General features: G+C 66.4%; 17 protein-coding genes and 1 pseudogene. 1 reads left to right on the forward strand and 17 read right to left on the reverse strand.

What is annotated here, in order from left to right:
* Positions 1-9 precede the first annotated feature (9 nt).
* The 17 genes and pseudogenes from ML01_RS17865 to ML01_RS17935 all read right to left on the reverse strand — a co-directional run bounded on the left by ML01_RS17865 (position 10) and on the right by ML01_RS17935 (position 15,623).
* Positions 10-516 carry a rhodanese-like domain-containing protein gene (locus tag ML01_RS17865; protein ID WP_058556761.1) on the reverse strand — a complete coding sequence of 169 codons (507 nt, stop codon included), beginning with the start codon at positions 514-516 and terminating at the stop codon, positions 10-12.
* A 324-nt stretch (positions 517-840) separates the two neighbouring features.
* Positions 841-1,278 carry a BrxA family protein gene (locus ML01_RS31430; RefSeq protein WP_082674400.1) on the reverse strand — a complete coding sequence of 146 codons (438 nt, stop codon included), beginning with the start codon at positions 1,276-1,278 and terminating at the stop codon, positions 841-843.
* Between the two features lie 542 nt (positions 1,279-1,820).
* On the reverse strand, positions 1,821-2,093 hold the full coding sequence (locus ML01_RS17870; RefSeq protein WP_058556762.1) for a thioredoxin family protein: 273 nt from the start codon (positions 2,091-2,093) through the stop codon (positions 1,821-1,823).
* On the reverse strand, positions 2,086-3,228 hold the full coding sequence (arsB, locus tag ML01_RS17875; RefSeq protein WP_173865199.1) for an ACR3 family arsenite efflux transporter: 1,143 nt from the start codon (positions 3,226-3,228) through the stop codon (positions 2,086-2,088). Before arsB ends, ML01_RS17870 begins: the two co-directional genes overlap by 8 nt.
* Positions 3,228-3,485, reverse strand: coding sequence for a thioredoxin family protein (locus ML01_RS17880; RefSeq protein ID WP_058556763.1), 258 nt, complete (start codon positions 3,483-3,485; stop codon positions 3,228-3,230). The genes arsB and ML01_RS17880 overlap by 1 nt, the downstream gene beginning before the upstream one ends.
* Positions 3,486-3,667: 182 nt before the next feature.
* Positions 3,668-4,630 (reverse strand): permease, encoded by a 963-nt coding sequence (locus ML01_RS17885; protein ID WP_058556764.1) that lies wholly within the window; start codon positions 4,628-4,630, stop codon positions 3,668-3,670.
* Positions 4,631-4,977: 347 nt separating this feature from the next.
* Positions 4,978-5,562, reverse strand: a complete 585-nt coding sequence (locus ML01_RS30710) for an HlyD family efflux transporter periplasmic adaptor subunit (protein ID WP_254045303.1) — start codon at positions 5,560-5,562, stop codon at positions 4,978-4,980.
* A gap of 3 nt (positions 5,563-5,565) precedes the next feature.
* Positions 5,566-6,801, reverse strand: a pseudogene (gene arsJ, locus ML01_RS17890) (organoarsenical effux MFS transporter ArsJ); the annotation flags it as partial.
* Between the two features lie 306 nt (positions 6,802-7,107).
* Positions 7,108-7,464, reverse strand: a complete 357-nt coding sequence (locus tag ML01_RS17895; protein ID WP_058556765.1) for a four helix bundle protein — start codon at positions 7,462-7,464, stop codon at positions 7,108-7,110.
* 186 nt (positions 7,465-7,650) lie between these two features.
* Complete coding sequence (locus ML01_RS17900) at positions 7,651-8,673, reverse strand: ArsJ-associated glyceraldehyde-3-phosphate dehydrogenase (protein ID WP_058556766.1); 1,023 nt, start codon at positions 8,671-8,673, stop codon at positions 7,651-7,653.
* Positions 8,670-9,191: a tyrosine-protein phosphatase gene (locus tag ML01_RS17905; RefSeq protein WP_058556767.1), complete on the reverse strand. Its 522-nt coding sequence runs from the start codon at positions 9,189-9,191 to the stop codon at positions 8,670-8,672. Before ML01_RS17905 ends, ML01_RS17900 begins: the two co-directional genes overlap by 4 nt.
* A 124-nt stretch (positions 9,192-9,315) precedes the next feature.
* Positions 9,316-10,701, reverse strand: a complete 1,386-nt coding sequence (locus ML01_RS17910) for an FAD-dependent oxidoreductase (RefSeq protein ID WP_058556768.1) — start codon at positions 10,699-10,701, stop codon at positions 9,316-9,318.
* Between the two features lie 24 nt (positions 10,702-10,725).
* A complete protein-coding gene (gene pstS, locus ML01_RS17915) occupies positions 10,726-11,805 on the reverse strand; it encodes a phosphate ABC transporter substrate-binding protein PstS (protein ID WP_082674403.1) in 1,080 nt (359 codons plus the stop codon).
* 172 nt (positions 11,806-11,977) lie between these two features.
* Positions 11,978-12,331: a metalloregulator ArsR/SmtB family transcription factor gene (locus ML01_RS17920; protein ID WP_058556770.1), complete on the reverse strand. Its 354-nt coding sequence runs from the start codon at positions 12,329-12,331 to the stop codon at positions 11,978-11,980.
* A gap of 279 nt (positions 12,332-12,610) precedes the next feature.
* On the reverse strand, positions 12,611-13,270 hold the full coding sequence (locus ML01_RS17925; RefSeq protein ID WP_058556771.1) for a metalloregulator ArsR/SmtB family transcription factor: 660 nt from the start codon (positions 13,268-13,270) through the stop codon (positions 12,611-12,613).
* Positions 13,271-13,375: 105 nt separating this feature from the next.
* Complete coding sequence (gene chrA, locus ML01_RS17930) at positions 13,376-14,593, reverse strand: chromate efflux transporter (protein ID WP_058556772.1); 1,218 nt, start codon at positions 14,591-14,593, stop codon at positions 13,376-13,378.
* Positions 14,594-14,681: 88 nt separating this feature from the next.
* On the reverse strand, positions 14,682-15,623 hold the full coding sequence (locus tag ML01_RS17935) for an MBL fold metallo-hydrolase (RefSeq protein WP_058556773.1): 942 nt from the start codon (positions 15,621-15,623) through the stop codon (positions 14,682-14,684).
* A gap of 127 nt (positions 15,624-15,750) precedes the next feature.
* Between ML01_RS17935 and ML01_RS17940 the strand changes: the two genes are divergently transcribed.
* A complete protein-coding gene (locus ML01_RS17940) occupies positions 15,751-16,095 on the forward strand; it encodes a DsrE/DsrF/TusD sulfur relay family protein (RefSeq protein ID WP_058556774.1) in 345 nt (114 codons plus the stop codon).
* The last annotated feature ends 28 nt before the right edge of the window (positions 16,096-16,123 follow it).

Here is a 16,123-nt window from a genome sequence, read left to right on the forward strand (position 1 = left end):
GAAGCTGTCTTAATCAGTCGCTATGGCGCTTTCATCCGCGTGGTCAACTGGCTTCAGCGGCTTTCCCGCAGATCGCCAACGGTCGATACCGCCTGCAAGATACCAAGTGTTTTCATAGCCAAGCAGGCGCAGCGCCATGACCACTTGGGTGCTGCGCAGCATGGTTTGACAATAGATCAACGCCGGCTGGCTGCGGTCGTCTCCAAGCGCCGCCAACAGCGGCATGATGTCGGTATAGGGAGTATGCTCGGCGCTTGGCAGCGTTTCCCCGCTCGCGACAAGCTCGCTGGCGCTGCGGACATCGAAGACCAAGTAGAACTCGTCGCTCGGGTCGTCGGGCAGAGCCTCCGGCTGCAGCAGAAAGTTCTCGATCGGCCCCGCGGCGAGATAGGACCGGATCGCCGGCCATGTCTCATCGGCCAGCCCGATGGGCGCGAATCCCGCCAGGATGGCGGTGAGCAGAACCGCGATTCGCCAGCGGACATCGTAAAAAGCTCGGGCTGTTTTCAGCCGCATGGTGTCACGCGCTTTAGTGGTTCGATTCGGTGGTGGCTGACGCGATGATCGAGGCCTCGCGCAGAGACGCAAAGGCGCAGAGAAGAAGGAGAGCAGGAGAGAAGGAGAGAAGGAGAGAAGGAGAGAAGGAGAAGAGCATCGCACTGGGAACATCGAGCAACGCTCTTTCTCTCTGGTGACACCGCTCCTGCGGTGTCACCGCCTCCCGGCGCTCAGCGCTCACCCGCCGCGCTCGCTGTCCCAAGGCCGCTGCCCACCTCGTCGCCCCGTCACACCCCGCGGGGCGCAGAGCGCCGAAGAGCGCGTGACACCGCAGGAGCGGTGTCACGAGCAGGACCTCGGGTCATGGCGGCCGGAACGATGATCAAGGCCGCCAGCAGGGACTACCGGGCCTACTGGGGGAGCGGCCTCCGCACAATGTCCATCAGATGGTGCCATGTCGCGCAGACGACACAAGAGAACCAGCGTCACAAGGGCCTTGGTGACTGAGTCTTCCATGAGATAACGCTGCCGGAATATCGCCAGAATATCTTCCACGCGTGAACGCGATGCCTTGCCGAAGATGCTCTCCCGCCGCACGCGGTCGAGGTTCGCTTCCACGGAAGCCGTCGGCTCCCAGTGCGCAAGGAGTGTCCTCGTGTCCGCGATCAAGGCTCCGGCCTTGATGATTTTTGACGAGTACGACACGCTAGATGTCGCGCGGCGCCGACCGGGTCGGCGAGGCGGCCCTCCCGTGTCGATGTCAGATCCTCGCACACTCATGGTCTCTCACATATCGTCCCGCACCGCTGGCCCGTCTGGTGCCACGCAAGCCGGATTTCTCGCCTCCGACGTTACCCGGTGAAGGGGGTTCGCTCGAACGGCCTTGGCGCGGGCGAAAACCGCCTTCGATTGCAGACGAGGCGATCGTACTGGGTGACTAGACAACTGTGTGCGCAAGCCCGTTGCCCGAGCCATCCGGCATCTTCCGGGATGAAAGCGACGCAGTATGGAACCGCAGACCGCGATCGGCAAACGATGAGGGCACGTACGACCGTCCGGACAACCTTTACCACCTCCCGCAGTAGCCTACCGGCGCGACTGTTCAAGTCAATTCCGGTCACCGGGCTCATCAACGGAACGCTTGCCAGACAGCGGGTTGGGCGCGTGAGCTCGCGTCGTGCCTGCGCACAGCGACGCAATCTTATAGTTCCGTTAGTCCGGACACGGAAGTCTCGCGGCTGCGCGCGGAAGTACTTGCGCTCCTGCGGCTGATGGTAAGGCCGCGAGATACGCAACCCGTTCCGAGATGGGTTGCCTGCTCGTCACGATCCGGCGCCCGCGTTAGGCGACGTGGCGAGCCAGGCGGCGATGCTCCGGGCATCGGGGACGCCGCCCTGAGACACCAGGCGACCGTTGACGGCAACACCCGGGACTCGGAGCGCGCCCAGGGCCGCGATGCGCGCGGGGTCCGAGACCTTGTCGATCCGCGCCGGCACGCCGAGCCGCTCGGCGGCGGCGACCAGCAAACGATGGGTTTTGCGGCAGGCGCCGCAGTCGAAGCCGAGCACCTCGATGTGGGGCGCAGCGTCAGGCATCGCCGGCCCCGCGCGACCCCGCGGCGGCGAAGGGAACCAAGTCGATACTCGACGGCACACCCCGCCCGCGCTCATACCAGGCGCGCGTGCGCAGCACTACGCGCACCAACAGCAGCATCACCGGCACCTCGATCAGCACCCCCACCACGGTCGCCAGCGCGGCGCCGGACTCGAAACCGAACAGCGCAATGGCGGTGGCAACGGCCAGCTCGAAGAAGTTGCTGGTGCCGATCATGGATGAGGGGCCGGCGATGCAATGCGGCGAGCGCACCCAGCGGTTCGCGACATAGGCGATGACGAAGATGAGCGCCGATTGGATCAGCAACGGCACGGCCAGCAGGGCGATGATGAGCGGCTGTTGCGTGATCTGCTCGCCTTGGAAGCCGAACAGCAGCACCAGCGTCGCCAGCAGCGCGAGCAGCGAAACCGGGTGCAGCCGGTCCAGCACCCGCGCAAGCGCGCCGCCCTGCGGATCGGCGCGCAGCAACAGACGCCGCCAGAGGGTCGCGATGATCAGCGGCACCACGATGTAGATCAGCACCGACAGCAGCAGGGTTTCCCAGGGCACGACGATGGCCGTCAGCCCCAGCAGCAGCGCGACGATGGGGCCGAACGCGAAGACCATGATCAGGTCATTCAAGGCGACTTGGGCGAGGGTGAAGTGCGGCTCGCCGCGCGAGAGATTGCTCCAGACGAACACCATCGCCGTGCAGGGCGCGGCCCCGAGGATGATCATGCCGGCGATGTAGCTGTCGATCTGCCCCGCCGGCAGGTACGGGGCAAACCACCAGCCGATGAACAGCCAGGCCAGCAGCGCCATCGTGAAGGGTTTGATGGCCCAGTTGACCACCAGCGTCACCACCGAGCCCCGCCAATGCTCGGTCACGCCCGACAAGGCGGTGAGGTCCACCTTGAGCAGCATCGGAATAATCATGAGCCAGATCAATACCGCCACGGGTAGGTTGATCTGGGCCACCTCGAGCTCGCCGATGGTCTGGAACGCGCCTGGAAAGAACTGCCCCAGCGCGATGCCGGCGACGATGCACAGAAACACCCACAGCGTCAGCCACCTCTCGAACAGGCCCATGTCGGCACCGGCGGCCTGCTTGCCGGTCACTTCGCATTGGCTGCTCATCAGGACGCGCTCTCCTGCGGCGCCGCCTTCATCCAGCCGCGGATCTGATCCGGCCCGGGCACGCCGCCGGCGTGCACAACCGTGCCGTCGATGACAACGCCAGGTGTCGACATGACACCGTAGCCCATGATGGCAGCGATGTCGGTGACCTTTTCCAGCTCGATCTCGACGCCGGCCTGTTCGGCCGCTTTGGCGATCGCATTGGCGGTGATCTCGCAGTTGCGGCAGCCGGAGCCGAGGACTTTGATTTGTTTCATAGTAAAAAGTACGGAGTACGGAGTACGGAGTACGGAGTACGGAGTACGGAGTGCGGAGTGCGGAGTGCGGAGTGCGGAGTGCGGAGTGCGAAGTGCGAAGTGCGGAGTGCGAAGTGCGGAGTGCGAAGTGCGAAACCTGTTTCAAACTTCAAACTTCAAACTTCAAACTTCAAACTTTTGATTCATGTGACCAGATTGAAGCCCCAGCCGACCAGAATGAATGCCACCGCCAACACGCCGGCGAACAGCGCCAGCGCCGGCCAGCGGATGACCTTGCGCAGGATCAGCATCTCCGGCACCGACAGCGCCGCGATGCTCATCATCAACGCCAATACCGTGCCGACCGCGACGCCCTTGCCGAGCATCGCTTCGGCAACCGGGATAACGCCGGTGGCGTTGGAGTAGAGCGGAATGCCGACCAGCACGGCGCCGGGCACGGCCAGCCATTGGCCGTCGCCCAGGTGCTCCACTACCCACTCGGTCGGCACGAAGCCGTGGAACAGCGCCCCGACCCCGATGCCGATCAAGACCCAGACCCAGATCCGGCGCAGGATCTCTTTGACCTCGGCCACGGCGAAGCGGTGGCGTCCGAGCAGGCTGGTGTCCGGGCGCAACGCCGCCGCCTCGCCCATGCGGATCTTCCAGACGTAGTCCTCGACCCAGCGCTCGGGCTTGAAGCGCTGCATGATGATGCCGCCGAACCAGGCCACCAGCAGCCCGGCGCCGATATAGAGCAGCGCGAGCTTCCAGCCGAGGATGCCGACCAAGAGCACCGCCGCGACCTCGTTGATCATCGGCGAGGCGATCAGGAAGGAAAAGGTCACCCCGAGCGGGATGCCGGCCTCGACGAAGCCGATGAAGAGCGGCACCGAGGAGCAGGAGCAGAAGGGCGTCATGGCACCAAGACCGACGGCCAGGCCCCGCGCCTGCCAGTCCGGCCGGCCGCGCACGAATTCCCGCACCCGCTCCGGCGACACCAGCGCGCGCAGCAGGCCCATGAGATAGATGACGATCACCAAGAGCGCAAAGATCTTCGCCACGTCCATGACGAAGAACTGCAGCGCCGCGCCGGCGGCGGACTCCGGGCTCAGTCCGAGCAGCGAAAAGGCGACGACATCGCCAAGCCAGGCGAAGGGATCGGGCATCCGGGTACCTCGGCAATGGCGCGACCGCCCGAGAGGTCGGCGCGGCCGCTGTGGTCTGCGGTTAAGGCCTGCCTCCGACCGACGACGCCGGAGGGCGGCCTGTTTGCTCCGTCTTCTCGGTCCGTGGCGTCCTTGCCGCAAGGGGGACAGGCCACGCGGGTCGAGCGGGGGCGTTCAGTACGCCTGCGCACAGTGCCCCGAGGGCCCTGCCGGCGCAGCGTCACGGCGAGGATTGTCACGCATACGGATATCCGTATATATGACTTCGCGCATGAAAAGAAAGATCCAGCGCAACGGCACTGGCATCGTCCGGTTCCGCCCGCCGGACAAGCCCGCGGCTGTTGGCGTCAGGCCCCGGTCGGGAGGGCCCGCCGCAGCGTCGCGGGCAGTTGCACGGCGACAGGGGGCTCGACGCGGACCTGTGCCGGCAGCCCGATGGCGACGCCGGCCTGCGCGGGAATCCGCGCCTCGAGCACGCGCCGGCCGGTGTCCGGCTCAAGCGCCGGCCAAGCGCGCGTGATGGTCAGCTCGACGGGGCTGCTCGGGGCACCCGCGAACTGCGCCTGCACCGACTGACCCGGCGCCAGGCCGAGCGCCTGCATCCCGTCCACCGAGAAGCGCAGCACGACGCTGTCCGGGTCGAACAGCTCCAGCAGCAGCGCCTGTGCCGGCACCTCGCGCCCTTCCACGCGCACGTGGGAGCGCAACACCTGGCCATCCCAGGGCGCCGCGATGGACAGCTCGGCGCCGTCGCCGACGCTCGGCACGATGCGCAGCAGGACCTGCCCGGCGGTCACCGCATCGCCCTCGCGCACCGCACAGCCCTCGATCCGACCGGCAAAGGGCGCATACAGCTCAGCCAGCCGTGTCGCCTCCACCACGCCGTCGGCGTCGATGAGCCTGGGTTGCGCCGTCGCATCGGCGGCGACCACCCGCGGCGTACGCGGGAGCCAGAGCGAGAGCAGCGCGGCGGCAAGCACGAAGCCGGTGGACCACCACAGGCAGCCTTCCAGGCCCTGGAGCTGAAAGATCAGGCCGGACAGCACGGTGCCGGCGAGCCGGCCGCCGGCGTTGGCCATGTAATAGAAGCCGACGTTGAGCGCGACCTTGTCCGCATCCGCGTAGGCAAGGATCAGGTAGGAATGCACCGCCGAATTGATGGCGAAGACGATGCCGAAGGCGATGAGCCCGATGATCAGGATCGGCGCCGGTTCCCAGTCGAGCGACGGTCCTTGCATCAAGGCCCAGGCAATGCCCGCCGGCACCAGCGCCAGCACCAGCGCGCCGAGGAAAGCCGTCCGCCCGCTAGGACCTTGGCCATGCCGATTCGGGCGGATCAGCGCCGGCGCGCCGGCCTGCACGATGCCGTAGCCGATGACCCAGAGCGCGAGGAAGGCGCCCACCGCGGTGTATTCCCAGTTCAGCACCGAGTAGAGGTACACGGGCAGCGCCACCACGAACCAGACATCGCGGGCGCCGAACAGAAAGAAGCGGGCGGCGGACAGCCAATTGATCGCGGGGGTATTGGAAAAGACCTGGCTAAAGGGTGCCTTCTCTTTCATCTTGCCGACGCCGGACGGCAGCAGAATGACCGTGATGACCATCACCAGAAACAGGCTGCCGGCGAGGATGAAGAGCGCGTTGCGAAAGCCGAACGCTTGCAGCAGCGCGGCACCGGCGAAAAAGCCCGCGCCCTTCAGCGCGTTCTTCGAGCCCGTCAGCACCGCGACGTACTTGAACAGCCGCGACTCGGCCCCTGCGCCCTCCCCCGTCAGGGTCTTGACCGTGGCCTTCGCGGACATCTTGTTCAGATCCTTCGCGATACCGGACAGCGCCTGCGCCGCCATCACGTAGACCACCGATAGCCAGGGGTCCGGCACCGTCAGCATCGACAGCGCCACCACCTGCAACGCCATGCCGATGTGCATGGTGAGATTCAACCCGATGCGCGCCCCGAGCCAGCCGCCCACCAGATTGGTAATGATGCCGAAGACCTCGTAGAAGAGGAACAGCATCGCCACCTCGAACGGCGAATAGCCGAGCTGGTGGAAGTACAGCACCACCAACATGCGGATGGCGCCGTCCGTGATCGTAAACGCCCAATAGCCTGCCGTTACTGTTAGGTAACGGAAGTTTGAAGTTTGAAGTTTGAAGTTTGAAAGGAAAGCCATTTTTAAGTTTGAAGTTTGAAGGGTGAGAGAGAGAAGTTTGAAGTTTGAAGGGTGAAGTTTGAAAGGGAAAAAGAGAGAGAAGTTTGAAGTTTGAAGGGTGAAGTTTGAAAGGGAAAGAGAGAGAAGTTTGAAGGGTGAAGGGTGAAGTTTGAAAGGGAAAAGAGAGAGAAGTTTGAAGGGTGAAGGGTGAAGTTTGAAAGGGAAAGAGAGAGAAGTTTGAAGGGTGAAGGGTGAAGTTTGAAAGGGAAAAAGAGAGAGAAGTTTGAAGTTTGAAGCGTGAAGTTCGAAAGTTCGAAGAAGAATGGACTACTGCTTTCGGCTCTTGAGCTTCTTTATGATTGACGTCAAGATCGCGATCAGCTCATTGCATTCTTGCTGCATATCGGTCAGTCGTCCTTCCGGCACGATCGCAGATGCCGCCAAGAGTCGAAGCCAATAGCGGGTTTCCCGGGCCTCCTTGCAAGCGATGCTGTACTTGCTGACAAAGTCAGCCACGCTCTGCGACGCTTGTGCCTCTTCTACATTCGCACCGATCGACGTACCGGAGCGGATCAATTGGTTGGCCAAGATCCTGGGTACGCCGGGCTCGGCGTCCAACGCGCGACACAACATCACAACCCGCCGAGCAAATTCAAATGTGCGGTCCGGAATATCCGACTTCATCGCCTAGATTCTCCCTTCTTCAAACTTCACCCTTCACCCTTCACCCTTCACCCTTCACCCTTCACCCTTCAAACTTTCCAAGCGACCGTCCTTTTCTTTTCAAACTTCAAACTTCAAACTTCAAACTTCAAACTTCAAACTTCAAACTTTCCAAGCGACCGTCCTCTTCTTTTCAAACTTCAAACTTCAAACTTCAAACTTCAAACTTTCTTCAAGAAGGCGGGCAATGTCAACCATGCGATTCACATACCCCCACTCGTTGTCATACCAGGCATAGATCTTCACCTGAGTATCATCGATGACCATGGTGGAAAGCGCGTCGACGATGGAGGAGCGCGGATCATTCAGATAGTCCACCGATACCAGCGGACGCTCCTCATAGCCCAAGATGCCGGCCAGCTCGCCCTCGGCGGCGGCCTTAAACAACGCATTGATCTCCTCGGCCGTTACCGGACGCTTCGCCTCGAAGACGAAGTCCGTGAGCGAGGCATTGAGCAGCGGCACCCGCACCGCGTGGCCGTTCAGCTTGCCGGTCAGCTCCGGGAAGATCTTGGTGATGGCCTTCGCGGAGCCCGTGGTGGTCGGGATCAGCGATCGCCCGCAAGCGCGCGCCCGGCGCAGGTCCTTGTGGCCCAGGTCGACGATCCGCTGGGTATTCGTGATGTCGTGGATGGTCGTCATGCAGCCATGCACGATGCCAATCTGCTCGTGCATGACCTTCACCACCGGTGCCAGGCAGTTGGTGGTGCAGGACGCGGCCGTGACCAGGTGATGCAGGGCCGGGTCGTAGCGGCTATGGTTGACGCCGTAGACGATATCGAGCGCGCCCTTGGTGGGTGCGGCGACGAGCACCTTCTTGACGCCCTGGTCGAAGTAGCCCTGCAGCAGCTCCGGCTGCTTGTGGTGTTTGCCGGTGGCCTCGATGACGATGTCGCAGCCGGACCAGTCCGTGTCGGCGATGGCCTTGTCGCTGCTGTAGCCGATGCGCTGGCCGCCGACAACGAGCGCGTCGCCGTCGGCGGTGCAGGCGTGCCCGAAGCGCCCATGCACGGAGTCGAACTCCAACAGGTGCGCCGAGCCCGCCGCGTCGCAGGCGATCTCGTTGACGTGCACGAAGGCCAGATCCTGCCCGTCGTCGCGATCGCGTGCCGCCCGCAGCGCGAGCCTACCCATGCGGCCGAAGCCGTTGATGCCGATGCGGACTGTCATTGTGGGTGCTCCTGTTGTGTGCGCCGGCCGTCGCGAGCGGCCAGGTAGTCGATATGGACGGGCAGCTTCAAGGCATTCGGGCGCAGCCGCCGCACCAGGGCGTCGGCTTGCTCGGCGTCCAGGCCGAGCTCGCGCAGGAGCAGCGCCGCCATGAAGCCGGTGCGCCCGGAGCCCCCGCGGCAGTGGATGGCGATGCCGCTGTGCCGCGAGACCATGGCAAGCAACGCATCGCGCTCAGCGGCCCAGGCCTGTTCGAATGCCGGGCCGGGGGCCGCGTCGTCCTCGATGGGAAACTGGAACCAGCGCATCCCGCCATTGGCCACGGCTTCCGGCAGGGCGGCTGCGCCGAGCTTCTCCAGCTCGTCGCTCGGCGTCATCGTGACCACGGCATCGGCGCCGGCCTCGCGCAATTGCTCGAGCGCGTCGGCGAGGTCCACCCCTTGCGTGCCGGGGCAGGGCGTCAGGAGCAGCTTGCCGCCGTCCGTCAGGGGGAGTGCGTCGTAGGGGTGGGATGTCATGTTTGGATCTTCTATAGCTGGCGAGCGGAGCCTGAGACCGACGTTTCGCGCAGTCCGCTCGATGGCGCGTTGAACGAATGGCCCAGGGCCGAGGGGGAAGGGGTCCAGGGCCGAAGGCCGAGGGTCAAGGGCCGAAGGCCGAAGGGGCGCTTCGTTGGCACCGCCAGCGCTGCACCCAGGCCTGTGCGGCCATCTGCACCGGGTCCCAGGGGCTGCTGAGCGGCGGCGTGTAGCTGAGGTCGAGGTCGTTCAGGTCCTCGACCTGCATGCCCTGATGCAGCGCGGCGGCGAAGATATCCACGCGCTTCGACACCTCCGTGCCGTAGGCGCCGATGATCTGTGCGCCGAGCAGGCGCCCCGTGTCGGCCTCGCCGGTGACGCGGATCAGCATGCGCTTGGCGCCCGGGTAATAGACCTTGTGGTCCCAGTGCTCGCTGTCCACCGACAGCGGCGTGAGCTCGGCGGCGCGGGCATCGGCATCGTGCAGGCCGGTGCGTGCCGCCACCAGATCGAACAGCCGCACCGATTGGGTGCCGACGCTGCCCTGGAATTCGCGATGGCCGCCGACGGCGTTCTCGCCGGCGATGCGACCCTGCTTATGGGACGTGGTGCCGAGCGGCAGGTACGCATGCGTGCCGGTGACCCGGTGCCAGGTCTCCACGCAGTCGCCGGCCGCGTAGATGTCCGGTCGGTTGGTCTCCATGCGCCGGCTCACCTTGAAGGCGTCGGCGAGGCCCGTGTGGACCCCGGCAGCGGCGCCCAGCGCCGTCTCCGCGCGCGCGCCGATGACCGTCAGCACCAGGTCCACCCGCCGCTGTAGTCCGCCGCTGCCGTGCACCGCTAGCGCATTGCCGTCCGGCTCGATGGCCTCGATGCGGGTGCCGGCGAGCACCTCGACACCATGGCGGGTCAGCTCCGCGCCGACACGCTCGCCGAGGTCCCGGTCCAGCGTGGTCATGACGCTCGGCATGGCCTCGACGACGGTGACGGCGAGGCCACGGTGGATCAGCGCCTCCGCCATCTCCATGCCGATGTAGCCGCCGCCGATGATCAGCGCCTGCCGCGGCCGGCGCTCCTCCAGATAGGCGGCGAGCTTGAGTGTGTCGCCAATCCAGCGCAGTGCAAACACGCCCGGCAGGTCGGCACCGGGCAGCCTCGGGCGGATGGACACCGCGCCGGTGCCGAGCAGCAGCTTGTCGTAGGGCAACTGCGCCAGGCCCCCGTCCGGCCCCTGCACCTCCACCAGCCGCGCGTCCGGTTCGATGCGCGTCGCCCGATGCTCCAACAGCAGCCGAATGCCCTGCGCCTCGATGTCCGCGGCCTTGCGGTGGGCCAGGTCATCGGCCCGCGCCACCTCGCCGCTCAGAAAGTACGGGATGCCGCAGATGCTGAAGTTCGGAAAGCGGTCCGCGACGATGAGGCTGATGTCGCAGCCGGCATCAAGCTCCCGGGCGCGTAGCGCGGCGCTGATGCCGGCGTCGCTGCCGCCGATGATGACGAACCGGGTCATGGCGTGCTCCGGGCCGACAGCGACTCAGGGCTTAAGGGCGTCGAGCTCTGCCAGCGCCGCCTGCGCCAGGTTGGCGGGCAGCGGCACGTAGAACAGCGACTCGGCGTCCGTCTGGCCGTCCGTGAGGATCCAGCGCAGCAGGTCATTCACGGTCTGCGTCTTCTCGGGCGTGCCGTAGTCGGCGCGCACCAGCGCCCAGACGTAGGTGACGATGGGATAGGAGCGCGACCCCTGCGGGTCCGGGATGGTGCGCGTGAGATCGTCCGGCGGCGTGTCCGCGCCGTCGGCGAGCCCGCGCCGGCCGGTGTCGACGTTCGGCTGCACGAACCCGCCGGTGCGGTTCTCCAGCCAGGCCAGCGGCAGCCCCAGGCGCTGGGCGAAGCCCGCCTCGACATAGCCGATGGCGTTCGGGGTGATCTTTAGGCGCTGGGCCACGCCCTCGTTGCCGTTCGCTTCCATCGCACCGCCGGGCCAGTCGATCTTCTTGCCGACCCCGGGCGCCGCCGCCCAGGCCTCGCTGACGGCGGCCAGATGATTGGTGAAGGCGAAGGTGGTGCCGCTGGAGTCGCGCCGACCGACGACCTGGATGAGCTTGCTGGGCAGGTTGATGCCCGGGTTGGCGGCGGCGATGCGCGGGTCGTCCCAGCGGTAGATGTCGCCGAGGAAGATGGCCGGATAAACATCCCGCGGCAGATTCAGCGGCCCGTCGAGCTCCGGCAGGTTGTAGGTGATGGCGATCATGCCGCCGGTGATGGGCAGTTGCGCAAAGTCGCCGCCGACCTGCTCGGCCTCGTCGGCGCCGATCGGGGCATCGGTGGCGCCGATGTCCACGCTGCCGTCAAGAAACCGATCGATGCCGGCACCGCTGCCGACCGAGTCGTAACTGAGCGACAGGTCCGGGTGGGCGGCGGCGTAGGTCTTGAACCAGTGGTTGAACATCGGCGCCGCAAAGGACGACCCGGCGCCGGATACGGCCATGGTTGCGGACTCTGCGCCCGCCGTTGCCGTTGCCGTCTCGCTCGGTCCATCGCAGCCGCCAAGGGCCAATGCCCAGGCGATTGAAGCGATTGCTGCCCATCTAGTGGTGTCGGCCAGGTCGCGCATAGTGAGGGTTCTCCGGAACGCCGCCTAGTGAATGTGCGTCCCGAACTATATCCGACAAAGCGTATGTAGAAAGTGAATACTTCATGACAGTGCAGGCCTCGGCCCGCGGGCTCGCTGCCCTGCAACTGTGGTCGGCCTGCCGGCGCTCGCGCCGGCGGCACCACGAGCTTCCTCAAGCGCAGCGGGGCGCATCCGGGCGATTCGGCATCGCGCTCAGCAGGGCCAGGTCCGATACAAACGGCTTGGCGTGGCGCAGCCCGGCATGCGTCTCCCTGAGCACGGCCTGCGCCCAGGCCGGCAGCTCGGGGTGAATGCGGTAATACACCCAGAGACCGGCGCGCCGGTCCGCCACCAGCCCCAGCTCCCGCAACTGCGCCAGGTGACGCGACAGGTGCGGCTGGCTCACGCCGATGGCATGGGTGAGCTCGCAGACGCAGAGCTCGCCCTGCTCCGCGAGCAGCATCAGCGTACGCAGCCGGGTGTCGTGAGAGAGCGCGGCAAAGAGGTCGGTTGCTTGAATCGCCATGGGCACAAGTTACCAGGGAGGCGAGGTCTCAGACCGACCAGGCCAGGAAGCGCCTTATCGCTGGAGCCAAGGGCCAAGGGCGGCTCCCTTCGCCCTCGGCCCTCGGCCCTCGGCCCTCGGCCCCGGCGCGCGGTGGGTTGACTTATCGGCACGCATTTTGCCGAGTTGCAGTCGCTTTAGGCGGCCAACACCTTTCCGCAGTCCCTATCGGGCCTCCATGGCCACGGCACAATGGCTGCCGGGCGGCGCCGACGCTAACTCCGCCGGTCGACCCTGCGCCTACGCCAGCGGCAGACCCGCCCGCCGCCATTCCGGCAGGCCGTCTTCCAGGCGGCGCGCGTCGAAGCCCGCCGCCCGCAATCTTGCCACCGCCTCGAACGACAGCACGCACCAGGGGCCGCGGCAGTAGGCGACGACCTGCCGATCGGCGGGCAGCTCGGCAAGCCTGGCCTCGAGCCGCTCCAGCGGCATGTTGATGGCGCCCGGCACATGACCTTGCGCAAACTCCTCGGCCGGGCGCACGTCCAGCACGGTGACGAGGCCGTCGCGCGCGCGGGCCAGCAGCTCCGCGGCCGGCAGCGGCTCCAGCGCATCACGCCGCGTCAGGTAGTGCTCCAGCAGCGCGCCGACCGCGCCGCTCCTGGCCTCGGCGATGCCGCGCAGCGCGGCAACGGCGTCGAGCACCCGGTCATCGGCCAGGCGATAGCGCACGTACTTGCCGTCGCGGCGGGCAGCCACCAAGCCCGCGGCCTTGAGCTGCTGCAAGTGCTTGGACGTATTAGCCACCGACAGCCCGGACAGGCCCACCAGCGCCTCGACGCTGCGCTCGCCCTGGGCCAGGTAGTCGAGCAGCTCCAGGCGACCCGCGTGCCCCAGTGCCCGAGCGATCAGCGCCAGGTGCTCGAATAGCTGTTGCTTCGGGGCCGCGGTGTCGGACATGGCGATGGACGGACGAGGTTCACGCCTTCCTTGCAAGGTCAAAGGCGCCCGGAACAGGCCGACCATTGTACGCGGGCCCCTAAGGCGACACGTTGCGATCGGGTATCAGGTTGCGAGGCCGAGCGCTGCCGAGGCGAGCACCGTCCCGGCGACCACCAGCCAGGGCGGCGCCTTCCAGGCCGTGAGCAGGATGAAGGCGGCCAACGCGACGGCAAAATCCGCGGGCGACGCCACCGCGCTCGTCCACACGGGGTGATACAGGGCCGCGCCCAGGATACCTACCACCGCGGCGTTGGTGCCGGCCATGGCGGCGCGGGCACCGGCATGTCGGCGCAGCCTGTCCCAGAACGGCAGCACGCCCAGCAGCAACAGCATGCCCGGCAGAAAGATGCCAAGCAGTGCGATGGCCGCACCAAGGAGCCCGCCGGGCCCCGGTTCCACGATCGCACCGAGGTAGGCGGCAAAGGTGAACAGCGGACCGGGCACCGCCTGCGCGGCGCCATAGCCGGCAAGAAAGGCATCGGCGCTCACCCAGCCCGGCTCGACCAGGCGTGTCTCCAGCAGCGGCAGCACCACGTGCCCGCCGCCGAATACCAGGGCGCCGGCGCGGTAGAAGACCTCAAACAGCGCGAGCTTCGGCAGGGGCCACCACGCGGAGATCAGCGGCAGTCCGAGCAGCAGCACCAAGAACAGGCCGAGCGGCAGCAGCCCGGCGCGCCGTGAGATCGCAACGGGCAGAAGGCCGGCGGCAGGCTGATGGACCTGACGACACCAGAGGAGACCGGCGACGGCGCCGGCGCCGATCGCGGCGATCTGTCCGAACGCGCTGGGCACGAAGACCAGGGTCAGCACGGCGGCGAGCGCGATCGTCGCCCGCTCCCGATCGGGTGCCAGGGCGCGCGCCATCCCCCAAACCGCTTGGGCGACGATCGCCACCGCCACCAGCTTCAGACCATGGATGAGGCCCTGCCCGATCGGCCCGCCGAAGGCGTCGGCGCCGAACGCGAACGCCAGCAGTAGCGCGGCCGACGGCAGCGTGAACGCCGCCCAGGCGAGCAAGGCGCCAGCCAGGCCGGCGCGCAAGTAGCCCAGCGCGAAGCCGACCTGACTGCTCGCCGGCCCGGGCAGGAACTGACACAGCGCGATCAGGTCCGCATAGGCCGCCTCGCTCAGCCAGCGCCGGCGCAGCACCAGCTCGTCGCGAAAGTAACCGAGATGGGCAATCGGGCCGCCGAAGGAGGTCAGCCCGAGCTTCAGGAAGGCGCGAAAGACCTCCCCGGGGCCACCAGCCGACGGTGGCTGATCGTTCTGGTCATTGGGCATAGGCTCAATACCGGCAATGGCCCCGACCCTGTCGAATCGAAGCCGTTGGCGAGGCCTGCTGTGTCGATGGCGTCGGGCCTGGCATCGGTCATTCCCACTCCAGCTCCTGGAACACCTGCTGGGCGTTGCGGCCCTTGAGGGACGCGTAGTCTTCGAGGGAGGCGAACCGGGACTGATCCAGGGCGCCGATCTGCGTCATATCGCCGCCGGCCTCCATGAAGGCGCCGACTGTCTCGCGCAGGAAGACCAGATAGTCGAGCGTATCGGCGCGCGCCCGGGCAAGGTCCGTGGCCGGGCCATGCCCCGGCACGACGGTCGCCGGTTCGAGTGAGGCCATGGTCTCGAAGGCGTCGATCCAGTGCGCGCTGTTGGAATAGGGCCGCACGCTGAGCATGCGCCCGACGTAGACCACATCGCCGCTGAAGACGACGCGCTCCGCCGGCAGCCAGACCAGGCTGTCGCCCGGGGTGTGCGCGGGCCCGACCAGGCGCAGCTCGAAGCGGGTCTCGCCCAGGTTGAGGGCCATGCCTGCCTCGAAGGTCTCGTCCGCATGCACCGGCTCGGTGCCGGCGAGTCCCTCGGCGCCGACCAGGTTTCGCAGCCTGAGCAGTTGCTCGTCGAGGCGCGCACGCTGGTCTTCGACCGCCGCTTGGCTGGCGATGATGCGTGCGCCGCGCGCCTTGAAGTAGCCGTTGCCCAGCCAGCGGTGGTCCTGACCGCCGGTGTTGATGACGATCTTGACCGGCTGATCCGTCACCTGATCAATGAGCGCGTCGATCGCCGCCGCCCCTCGTTCGCTGCCGCCGGAGTCAATCAGCACGACGCCCGCGTCGGTGACGACGACGCCGAAGGTCGCGTTGTTGCCCAGGTTCTCGGGGCTCCGGTTGCCGAACGGCCCGACGATGGCGTAGATGCGCTCGCTGATCTGCTGCAGGCGCAGGCCGGCGTCTTGGTCCGCTGCCGACGCCAGCCCGGTGAACAGCATGAGCGCCGGCATCATCAGTCGGGAAAGAAGCTTCGGGTCGAGCATGGGGTCTCCTGTTTGGTTCGTGCAGCAACGGACGCGCATCATCGTTCAACGATTGGGTTGAATGTAAGCGGCGTATCTGCCAGCATCCGGGCACCGACAATCCCGCGCTGCACACCGGAGTGACCGCATGACGACCTTGTTCATCCTCAACGATCCCCCCTACGGCACCGAGCGCAGCTTCAACGGCCTGCGCTTGGCCAAGGCCCTGCAAAACAAGGGCGAGCGCGTAGTCGTTTTTCTGATGGCGGATGCCGTTGCCTGCGCCAAGGCCGGGCAGAAGGTACCGCAGGGCTACTACAATCTGGAGCTGATGGTGAAGGGCGTCGCGCGCAAGGGCGAGATGCTGCTGTGCGGCACCTGCATGGACGCCCGCGGCATCGGTGACGACGAGCTAGTGGAGGGCGCCCGGCGCAGCACCATGGACGAGCTCGCCGAGCGCACGCTGGCGGCCGAGCGCGTGGTCGTGTTCTGACGGCGCGCCGACAAGTGCTTTGCTGCGG

It is taken from the genome of Thiohalocapsa sp. ML1, from assembly GCF_001469165.1.
In the GTDB taxonomy this organism is placed as follows: domain Bacteria; phylum Pseudomonadota; class Gammaproteobacteria; order Chromatiales; family Chromatiaceae; genus Thiohalocapsa.

Bases quoted from the DNA above. Each gene is read 5' to 3' on its own strand.
- ML01_RS17865 (WP_058556761.1), bottom strand. From the start codon at position 516: ATGCGGCTGAAAACAGCCCGAGCTTTTTACGATGTCCGCTGGCGAATC.
- ML01_RS31430 (WP_082674400.1), bottom strand. From the start codon at position 1,278: ATGAGTGTGCGAGGATCTGACATCGACACGGGAGGGCCGCCTCGCCGA.
- ML01_RS17870 (WP_058556762.1), bottom strand. From the start codon at position 2,093: ATGCCTGACGCTGCGCCCCACATCGAGGTGCTCGGCTTCGACTGCGGC.
- arsB (WP_173865199.1), bottom strand. From the start codon at position 3,228: ATGAGCAGCCAATGCGAAGTGACCGGCAAGCAGGCCGCCGGTGCCGAC.
- ML01_RS17880 (WP_058556763.1), bottom strand. From the start codon at position 3,485: ATGAAACAAATCAAAGTCCTCGGCTCCGGCTGCCGCAACTGCGAGATC.
- ML01_RS17885 (WP_058556764.1), bottom strand. From the start codon at position 4,630: ATGCCCGATCCCTTCGCCTGGCTTGGCGATGTCGTCGCCTTTTCGCTG.
- ML01_RS17895 (WP_058556765.1), bottom strand. From the start codon at position 7,464: ATGAAGTCGGATATTCCGGACCGCACATTTGAATTTGCTCGGCGGGTT.
- ML01_RS17900 (WP_058556766.1), bottom strand. From the start codon at position 8,673: ATGACAGTCCGCATCGGCATCAACGGCTTCGGCCGCATGGGTAGGCTC.
- ML01_RS17905 (WP_058556767.1), bottom strand. From the start codon at position 9,191: ATGACATCCCACCCCTACGACGCACTCCCCCTGACGGACGGCGGCAAG.
- ML01_RS17910 (WP_058556768.1), bottom strand. From the start codon at position 10,701: ATGACCCGGTTCGTCATCATCGGCGGCAGCGACGCCGGCATCAGCGCC.
- pstS (WP_082674403.1), bottom strand. From the start codon at position 11,805: ATGCGCGACCTGGCCGACACCACTAGATGGGCAGCAATCGCTTCAATC.
- ML01_RS17920 (WP_058556770.1), bottom strand. From the start codon at position 12,331: ATGGCGATTCAAGCAACCGACCTCTTTGCCGCGCTCTCTCACGACACC.
- ML01_RS17925 (WP_058556771.1), bottom strand. From the start codon at position 13,270: ATGTCCGACACCGCGGCCCCGAAGCAACAGCTATTCGAGCACCTGGCG.
- chrA (WP_058556772.1), bottom strand. From the start codon at position 14,593: ATGCCCAATGACCAGAACGATCAGCCACCGTCGGCTGGTGGCCCCGGG.
- ML01_RS17935 (WP_058556773.1), bottom strand. From the start codon at position 15,623: ATGCTCGACCCGAAGCTTCTTTCCCGACTGATGATGCCGGCGCTCATG.
- ML01_RS17940 (WP_058556774.1), top strand. From the start codon at position 15,751: ATGACGACCTTGTTCATCCTCAACGATCCCCCCTACGGCACCGAGCGC.